Annotated in this window: 7 protein-coding genes; 1 reads left to right on the forward strand and 6 read right to left on the reverse strand. The window is 47.8% G+C overall.

Features of this window, described 5'->3' with window-relative positions:
• Positions 1–191, forward strand: a 191-nt coding sequence (locus HQK80_13625; protein ID MBF0223242.1) for an ATP-binding protein, incomplete at its 5' end; no start/stop codon positions are given.
• Here the strand turns inward: HQK80_13625 and HQK80_13630 are convergent.
• From HQK80_13630 to HQK80_13655, 6 genes are all read right to left on the reverse strand, one after another.
• A complete protein-coding gene (locus tag HQK80_13630) occupies positions 188–406 on the reverse strand; it encodes a DUF2062 domain-containing protein (protein MBF0223243.1) in 219 nt (72 codons plus the stop codon). The two genes, HQK80_13625 and HQK80_13630, sit on opposite strands and share 4 nt — an antisense overlap.
• 60 nt (positions 407–466) lie before the next feature.
• Positions 467–2,293, reverse strand: a complete 1,827-nt coding sequence (locus HQK80_13635) for a lysophospholipid acyltransferase family protein (protein ID MBF0223244.1) — start codon at positions 2,291–2,293, stop codon at positions 467–469.
• A gap of 116 nt (positions 2,294–2,409) precedes the next feature.
• Positions 2,410–4,050 (reverse strand): choice-of-anchor I family protein, encoded by a 1,641-nt coding sequence (locus HQK80_13640; protein ID MBF0223245.1) that lies wholly within the window; start codon positions 4,048–4,050, stop codon positions 2,410–2,412.
• Positions 4,051–4,304: 254 nt separating this feature from the next.
• Entirely contained in the window at positions 4,305–5,540 is a 1,236-nt protein-coding gene (locus HQK80_13645) for an alkaline phosphatase (GenBank protein ID MBF0223246.1), read from the reverse strand.
• A gap of 266 nt (positions 5,541–5,806) precedes the next feature.
• Entirely contained in the window at positions 5,807–6,223 is a 417-nt protein-coding gene (locus HQK80_13650) for a response regulator (GenBank protein ID MBF0223247.1), read from the reverse strand.
• The coding region (locus HQK80_13655) for a response regulator (protein ID MBF0223248.1) at positions 6,198–9,543 on the reverse strand (3,346 nt) is incomplete at its 5' end. The genes HQK80_13650 and HQK80_13655, both read right to left, overlap by 26 nt.

A 9,543-nucleotide genomic window follows, 5' to 3' on the forward strand; every position in this document is an offset into this window, starting at 1 on the left:
AGGTTTGGTATGAAGATGTATCAGAAAGCGCCATCCCGGATCGGGAGCTGGCTTGTTTCCGAAAACTGCTGGAAGGACATGAAACGGCAGAAACCATTCTGCTGACCAACGACTATGAGGATGTAATCAATACCGGGGCCACCAGGGTCCAATGTATTCCCATGGCAAAGTTTCTGCTTGGGTTAATCTAATAAACTGAATTTTCCCATTTAGGCAGACAACGTAGGGTGCGCCGTGCGCACCACATAAAGCCCAACGCACCACCATTGTGCCGCCGCACCCAAACCGGACCAGTGTGGAACGGCAGAGTTGGACTTATGCCGATGATGCAGCCAAGTGAAACGCCTCTGGCCAGCGATGCCGGTTCAGCTTTGAGACGACGGAATTTAAGGGTGTAATACCTCACGACTCTAGAAATTTTTAACATAGCCTTTTCTTTGTGAGCTTGCTTTCTAAAAAAATAGTATCAGACTGCCACTGACATCTTTTGGGGGTGATGGTAATTGATAAAACTCTGAGCCCCTTTTTCACCCATATAGCGACGAATGGTTTTGCAATCTGTTTCCAACAGATCAACCAGAACCAGGCCGTCGAGCACGTCCCCGAAGAGCGGATCCTCGTTAAAAGCCAGAAACTTGCAGCCCAGGGTGAGATAAAATTTCAGCAGAACCGGAATATCTTTTTCATTCACCTCAATGTCACCGATCAAACGCGAAACTTCGTCGATATTGTCGACGAAATCAGAAACAGCATCATGCGCACACCCTTTGACAGATTGAGTATGAATTTTTAAAGGGCGATGAGGCTTTACATGCCTGGCCAGATCCGGCAAAAGAAAGTTCTTCTGCAACGATGCTGCAATCAGTTGCCTGGAGAAATCGCTGTAGCTGCGGCTTATACTGACAGGACCAAAGAGTATTCGATATTGGGGATGTCTGGCAATATACTGGCCAATGCCTTTCCAGAGCAAAAGCAGCGGGCCAAATGAATTTTGAAATTCTGGACGAATAAACGAGCGTCCCATTTCCAGAGATGGACCGATCGTTTCAAAGAACATTTTTCTGTAAGAGAAAAGGGAGCTCGTATAAAGGCCCTTAGCACCTTTTGCGGTATAAATGGCCTGCACATCGCCCATGCGATACGCCCCGATGATTTCATGGGACGTATCGTGCCAGACAAAAACGTGCAAATAATCATCATCAAATTGATCGATGTCGCGGGCTTTGCCACTGCCTTCATTGGCATTGCGGAAAGTCATTTCACGAAGTCGCCCTAATTCGGGAAGAACATTGGGTAGTTGGTGGGCATAGCCGTAATACACTGTAAGGTGCCCACTAGAGGCCAATAATTGACCCGATGGCAGGTTGAAGATATCTTGCCAAAGTTCAGCGCTTGGTACAGGCGGGGCAATGGGTTGTTGGGTGCGGCTCGCCTCCTTTTTTTGGGTTTTGACAATTCTTTGTTTAAGGAGGTAGGTCCGAAATCTGAGATAGTCGATAAGCTGCTTACTATGTGTAATTTCAGCAAGCCTTTTATTCGATATTATCTGCCCAATTTCAAGGTGTATGGTCTTATTCTTCTTATTGAGCAGCTCGTTCGGTAATAAGGCGGTTTTAAGGCGTGGGTGGATGAGGCCGGCGACTTGGAAAGCTACACTGTTTCGTCCGTCAAAGTAGATGGGGAGCACATCGGCACCAGTTTTTTTAATAAGCCACTCCAGCGACCTGAACCAGGCTGGATCGGCAATTTCCCATTTGGAAAGTTTAAAAGATGAAACCTCTCCGGCCGGGAAAATGATCAGTAAGCCACCCGTGTCAAGGTGTCGTTTTGATTCGCGAAGCGCACGCATATTCGTGGTTGATGATTTTTTTCCCGAGAACAGATCCACGGCTATCACCTCAGTCGCCAATTCAGGTATTCGTTTGAGCAACTGGTTCCCAAGAACCTTCACGTCGGTCCGGTAGTTAGAGAGCAACGACAGAAGGATGAGGCCTTCAACACCGCCAAAAGGGTGATTTGCGACAACGATTACCGGGCCTTCAGCAGGAATCCTTTCTGATATTTCGTGATGTTCTAAACAACAGGTAATTCCCAGATATTGGAGGACACGGGAAGCAAAATGGCTCTCTGTCATCTCGTGACCTATCTCTTCATAAATGTTTTGTAGTCTTCTCAGCTTGAACAAGGTCTCCAGCATTCGGAAAAACTTTTTTGGCGGTTCTTTTTGAAGCTTGCCCTCCGTCTTTTCGGTGAATGAAAATATTTGTGCTACCGATTTATTTGGAGTTGCCATGGAAGTCCTCAGATAGTTGATAGTTTTTGGAGAAGAGAGATGAAAATCAAGGCGGTTCAGTGGATATAAACCGCCTTGATTTCTACAGTTTTAGTCGGCTCGTGGCAGAAAAGTACTTACCGCTCCTTATTCTTACCGGATAATTCGATAGCATACATTGTGGTTGAGCCGCTGACCTCGTTGGCAACCACGAGAAGTGGTTTGTTGATCGGGCTGTCAGATGCGTCAATGAACGCCAGGCCTTCCGGCGCCAAATCACCTGCCGTGCCAAGGGCTGGATTCCCTAGGAAATCCCGATTGTTGATATACTGGACAAACTCGGGCCGGTATGGATTAGTGATGTCGTAGACCATAACGCCGCCGACCCGTTCCAGACCGATGAAGCCATAGGTTCGGGAACCGATCTTGCCAATTGCCAGCCCCTCCGGTTCCGGGCCCTTATCATCGCTGCGGTCATCAAAGGAGTTGTTTTCTTTGTTGTGGGAGTTGAAGTCAGCGGGCAGTTGATCCGCAGTAATCCGTTCAAAGTCAGAACCGGAATCGTAAACCAGTTCGCCATCAGCGGTGCGGATAGAGAAGGATCTCGCCCCATAAGAGAATAGCGCGTCAAAATCGCCGTCGTTGTCAATATCGCCCATAGTGGTCGTCACTTTCAGGCGGCCGAGATTGGCACTCTCTTGCAGGTAGGCGGCATCAGGGAAGGCCACCGGATCCAGAGACAGATCCTTCACCCTGGCCTCTTCGCTGAAACCAGCGTAATCGCGGCTGTCACCTTCGTTGGCGGTGACGATGAAGGTTTTACCACGGAATTGGTATGAGGCGATGGAGTCTGGCAGGTACATGCCGAAGACGGGCCAGTTGGCGATATTGATCCCCCCGTCCTTGTTGCTGGCGTCCAGCTCATTGCCAGCAAGAGAGTGGTCCTTGAATCCGAGGCTGATGAGTTTTTCGACCTTTGCCTTCTTGATGTCAATGACGGCCACCGCATTGTTTTCCTGCAAGGAGACCCAAGCTGTCTTTGAATTTTTGTCAATGGTAATGTATTCCGGTTCCATATCCTGAGCGACTGTAGCATTAGGACCAAAAACACGAATGCCAGGGGCCAGAGGCTTGCCGTTAAAGGAAGTGAATCCGGCAGTTCGTACCGATTCCTGCTCCAGTTGGGCGGCACACTGACCTAAGGTCATGTCGTGGTGATGTTTGCCGTCGCGCTCGTCATCACAGTCCAAGTCGATGATACTGACAGTTCCTTCCGGATCGATGCTGTAATCATCGTTTGGTTCACCTTCGTTGGCCACCAACAAGTATCTGCCATTGGCTGAGAAGGTCAGCATGTCAGGCAGGGCTCCCACCGTCAACTGGTTGAGGATAGTGCCCTCAGTGTCCATGAAGACCACTTTGCCATTCTGCTGCTTGTCATTATTAACCACTGCCGCCGCCACTAAACCTCGCTTGACCGCTACACTGGTTGCCGCCTTGCCGTAGGGCGCAAGATCCACCTGGCTGATGAGAGTTGGGTTCATCGGATCGTGCATGTCGATGATATCGATTTTACCTTCGGCGCCATTGGTAACAAAGAGCCGTTGGCTGGTGCTATCATGGGCCGGGATTTCGGAGCCGCCCTCGTCAAAAAAGCCGGTCCGGTACGAACCCAGAACCTGCAGTTCCAACTGTTTGGCACCATGATGGCGTTCATCCGCGTGGGCGGTGCTGACAAGGGCTGGGCTGAAGGCAGTGCTAGCGCCTAGAACGGCCATGGAAAGGATGGTGAGTTTATCAAGTTTACTGACAAGCATGTTGTCCTCCTCTTGGGCTGATTGGTTCTGCTTTTTGATTTTTTATGAGGATAGCAGCGACAGATTAATTTGCGGTTAAATTCGCGTATAAAGTTGGTTAAGAATGGCGAGTGGTTACTGGTGCGGGAGGGAAAAAAGAGGGCCGACAGAAATTACTACTTTGGGGGAGATCTGCCGGCCCTCTGGAGGGCCAAAAAAACTAGGTGGAAATTATATTAATCGTCTAAAGCATTGACCATTACAGAGAACAGATCGGTATTATCAAGGGCTCTGCCAAGGTTCTCGCTGCCTGGGCCTTGGCTCCAGATCACTACATCTGTTGCGGTATGATTACCGGAGATATAGGCGCCGTCAACTATTTCACCTTGGTTGCTTAATGTCCCATACGGACCATTAATGGCATAACCGGCAGTATCATGGTCAGGGGCAACAATCAGCAAGGTATTTTTGGCGTTGTGCCCTTTTTTCAACCAGCTATTTACTGTTTCAACGGCTGCTTCAAAACCCAAGGTTTCTGCAATCATACCCTCCTGGCTGTTGGCATGGTCTTCCCAGTCAATCTGTGAGCCTTCAACCATCAAGAAGAAACCGTCTTTGTCGTCATCAAGAATGTCAAGCGCGGCCTCGGTCATCTCAGCTAAGGTTGGTTCTTCTTCGGGATAGGTTACAGTGGGATCAACATGGAACATCTCAACGGTCTTCCCATCATTAAAACCTTTGAAAAGGCCCAACACTTTGGAATCCTTACCTTTAACCGCATCTTTTAATTCATCCTCTGTTCCAACCACGGTATAACCGTTATCCATGGCGGAGCTTATGATACCGTCTTGTCCCATGCCGGTACCAGGAAGGCTGGCGCCCCATGGACATCTGCCGGTTTTGGTGTTGGTGTAATATACGCCTCCTCCAAGAACAACATCAACATCGGTATCTTCGATATACTGGCGGGCAATTTCTTCACCGCAATACCTGTTGCCGGCATGGGCGCCGAATGCTGCCGGTGTTGCATGAGAAATCTGTGACGTTGCAACAAGTCCAGTTGCTTTCCCCATGGCCTTCGCTATTTCAAGAACGGTTTTAGGGGCATTGGAACAGTCTCCTGTTTCTGTTGGGGTACAAGAGATTTCGCCATTATTGGCTTTTTGTCCGATTGCCCAAGCTGTTGCCGCAGCAGCAGAGTCAGTGACTGTGCTGTTGGCAGCATGGGTGCTTTGCTGACCAATAACCTTCAAACTTTCCAAGGCCAGTCGCTCACCATTCGGGCCATTTTTAAAAATCCTGGCCGCCGTTACATTGGAAATTCCCATCCCATCCGGAACCATCATGATAATGTTTTTTGCTCCGTCTTTTTTGTGATCACGGCCATGCTCATCCGCCAGGCAGGAACCCGCCCCTAATGTCATAGTCGTAACCACTGCCACAGCCATACCCACGTGCAAAACTTTCTTCATCGTTAACTCTCCTGTTTGTTATGATTTGGTTTCATCACCTTCATCCCCGAGAGAGATATTCTGCCCGCCGCCTAGCCAAACCATCTTAAAATTGTAGTATTTTATCAACTCGCTTGTGGGACTGGGCAGAATATCAAAAAGGAGATTTGCAGTGACCTACAAATGCTTCCATGTTGATAGACTACAGTAAGAAAGTTAGGATGAAATTATTCTTTCAATAAGAAATGGTTAGTGACTGAATGGGCCGGATTACACTGATAAGCCGGTCAGCTTTTCGCCAATAATGACCGTATCTTTCGTTCAACATAGCTTGGATAGCAGGGTTTTTCCACATACTCATCGGCGCCGGCCTCAAAACCGACAAGACGATCAAATTCACTATCCCTGCCGGTCACCATAATTATTTTGATGTTCTTGGTGGCCGCATCACTTTTCAGTTTTTTACAGATATCACGGCCGTCCATTTTGGGCATCCCGATATCAAGCAGAAGAACGTCGGGACATACTTGTTTCGCCATTAAATACGCTTCTTCTCCGTCATAGGCGTGAAGCACTTCAAACCCGAGGTTGGCAAGTGTTTTCCCATACATTATGTGGGCAGTCCGATCGTCGTCGGCAATCATAATTTTTTTGCCGAAAGTCATATCTTCCTCAACTTTAAGCGTTTGCGATATTGAGTCCATCGTGCTCTCCTTTGTATTTTTGGGCAAACTGTATGAAGGTCTCTACTTCCGATAAAAACTGCGTAAAAACCGGGGGTATTTCATCGTGGGCAGCGCGGTCTCCTAACGCTTCAAGCTTCTTTGCGATAGCGGAAAGTTTAAAAGCGGCTACATTTGCGGCAGCCCCTTTGATGGAGTGCGCTTCATTCCGTATTGTTTTACAATCTCCAGCAGACACTGCCTGCTGCAAGATGCTTTTCTGCGTCGAAAGGCTCTCCGAGAAACTGTCAAACAGAGCCAGGATAATCTCCTGATCGCCTTCCATTTCTTTAAATAGTTTTTCCATATCCACTGGCCCATCGGTATCTACTTCAGGCCCAGAAGCCGGTTTGTCCGCAACGTGCTTTTTGTTGTCTGGGTTTTGTGGCAGCCAGCGTTTGACAGTTTCAAGAAATTCTCTTCTCTTTAAGGGTTTAGTTATATAGTCATCCATTCCACCGGCAAGGCATTTCTCCCGGTAGCCGCTCATGGCATGGGCGGTCATGGCAATAATCGGAATTTTTGTGCCGGCGGGCTTACTGCTTTCATATTCGCGGATCTCAAAAGTCGCGCCATAGCCATCCAGGACAGGCATTTGAATATCCATCAAGATAAGGTCATAGGTATTTTGCTGAAAAAATAGGACAGCCTCCCTGCCGTTTTCGACCAGGTCAACCTGGTAGCCGGCTTTTGTAAGATAATTGGCCGCTACAATCCGGTTGGTGGGGTAATCTTCGGCCAGCAGGATATGATATTTCTTTCCCTCGTTTTCTGAAACTTCAGGGGCAGACATACTTTGGTCAATATGATGAGCAGGTGTTTTCTTAGTCTGCAGGTTTAACGCTTCACATACAGCCCTTTTCAGATCCTGCCGCAGGATCGGTTTATTAATAAAACTGCTGACCGCTAATCCCGCCCAGTTCTTTTCAGCCCCTTTACTGGTGGAAGGAGAACTGAACACAATGACAGGAACCTGTTGCCCATTTTTTTGAAAATTCCGGATCTCCTCTACAAAAGAAAAGCCATCAAGAATCGGCATATTATAATCAGTAATAACCAGATCAAAGGCTGTGAGACCAGCAGTCATGGCCTTCTTGAAAAGTGTTAATGCCCCGCCGCCGTTTGCCGCCTTTTGAGGGATGCAGCCCCAAGCATTAAGGTACTCTTCCAAAATAAAAAGGTTGGTCGGATTATCGTCAACAATCAGCACCCTGATTCCCTCAAGTTTAGGCTGTGGAGCCAAAAGGGTTATATCCGCGGTTTGCGATTTCAATAACGGCAATAGAAATTTAAAGGTGGAGCCTTGACCTGGTTTACTTTCAACGTTTATTTCTCCGCCCATCAGCTCGACCAGTTGTTTTGATATTGCGGTGCCAAGTCCGGTGCCGCCGTAAAGCCGTGTCGTTGTACCGTCAGCCTGGGTAAAGCTTTCGAAAATTGTCTCAAGTTTCTCTGGCGCAATGCCAATCCCAGAGTCTTTAATTGAAAAAAGGAGACGGACTCCTTCGCCGTAATCCTCCTGTAAGGCTACTTTGATATAAACCTCTCCCTCACTCGTAAACTTAAGGGCATTACCGCAGAGATTTTTTAACACTTGACGAATGCGGCCAGGATCACCCTGGAGCATTGGCGGTATATTGGGCTCGATAAAGAAAATAATTTCCAGCCCCTTCTGTTCGCCTGTATAGATGATTGATTGGACAACCTCTTCGCAAAGAGAGTAGAGATCGAAAGGAATGGTTTCGATTTCCATCTTGCCGGCTTCAATTTTAGAAAAATCAAGAATGTCATTGATAATTCTGAGTAATGATTTAGCCTCTTTACTGATAGTGGAGACAATAGTTTTTTGTTCATCTGAAAGGCCACTTTCAAGGGCAATTTCGCTCATACCGAGGACGCCATTGAGCGGGGTGCGGATCTCATGGCTCATATTGGCCAGAAACTGGCTTTTGACAGCGCTGGCCCGCTCAGCCGCACTGGTCGCCTGCTCAAGTTTCTGCCTTGCCTGCTGCAGATCGGTAATATCGACAAAGCTGGCGATAAAATGCCGTTTGCCACCCAGAGTAATTTCGGTCTCTGTTTTGATGATGGGCAGTTCCTTGCCGCTTGCGGTAAGGAGTGTTTTTTGACTATTGTTGATCGTCTCGCCAAGATCGTCGATCGGGCAGTTGTGCTGTTGGGCCGGGCAGATGAAATTGTAGCAAGTTCTGCCGACAATATCCTGGCTCCCAACTCCTATGAGGGCTTCAGCTGCCGGGTTTACGCTTACGATAGTGCGGCTTTCAGCGTCAATCAGCACAACGCCGGCCTGCACCGCGTTCAAAATGGTTTTTAGTCGCTGCTGGTTATCCAATAGCTGACTCTCAATTTTTTTCCTCTCTTCAATCTCACGCATCAGCAGGTTTTTTGAGACCGTTGTCTGATCAAGGCTATCGAGCATGAGGTTGATGCTGTTTCCCAAGTCACCGATTTCATCATCAGTTGTAGCGACTACCCGTTGTGATGTGAGATCACTCTTTGAATCGCCTGTATCGGGCAACTTTCTTTTACTGCCGGTGAGTTCAGCTCTGTCGGCGGTGGCATTTTGTAAATTTATTTCTGTTTTCCAGGCGGAAAGATTGCCCTCTGTCATCTTGGCCAGCCAGTTTTTTAAAATAGTGATACGCCTGGTGCCCAACCACCAGAAAAGAAAAAGGGAAACGGCCATCAATACGACCATAGTTGCTCCCAAAAAGCCCATCAACCTGTTGCCAGCCAGTTTGATAGCCTGCACGTTCTGCCGCTTATTTGTTGCGAGTAACTCTCTTTGCGCCTGACGTCGAGTCTTTAGTTGATTTCGATGCTTTTCAGCTTCCCGGAGCTGTTGTTCCTGAAGTTTTGATGATTCAATACTTAAACTAAGACGTGATGAAATGTCTAATTGGCTATAGACAGTTGACATATCAAAGACGAGACAAAAGACTCCTTCAAGATGATCGATACCCATCAGCGGGATGAGACTTACCGCAATATCCCTGTCGTCAAGTTCATCTTCGAACCAGTCAGGGCTGCCCTTACGAAAAACCTCCTTTGAATATTGAGCAAAATCTTGTGAGAAATGCCTTTTTGACACTGTCTCCTTCAAGGCTTGGGGCGATTGCCAAAAGAAAATATCGAGTGTCTCGGTCGCGAAAATTTTCCGTAAAATTGCCTGGATTGACTCCGGCCCGACTTCTTTATAGTGTGCCAGTGAGGAAACAATCTTTTGGGAGTAAGGGATTGCGCCGTTTATGATGGCTGACCTCGCCTCAATACCCTTATTA

This window comes from Desulfobulbaceae bacterium, assembly GCA_015231515.1.
In the GTDB taxonomy this organism is placed as follows: domain Bacteria; phylum Desulfobacterota; class Desulfobulbia; order Desulfobulbales; family VMSU01; genus JADGBM01.

Coding starts and splice junctions, on each gene's coding strand:
- HQK80_13640 (MBF0223245.1), bottom strand. CDS start 4,050: ATGGCCGTTCTAGGCGCTAGCACTGCCTTCAGCCCAGCCCTTGTCAGC.
- HQK80_13650 (MBF0223247.1), bottom strand. CDS start 6,223: ATGGACTCAATATCGCAAACGCTTAAAGTTGAGGAAGATATGACTTTC.
- HQK80_13645 (MBF0223246.1), bottom strand. CDS start 5,540: ATGAAGAAAGTTTTGCACGTGGGTATGGCTGTGGCAGTGGTTACGACT.
- HQK80_13635 (MBF0223244.1), bottom strand. CDS start 2,293: ATGGCAACTCCAAATAAATCGGTAGCACAAATATTTTCATTCACCGAA.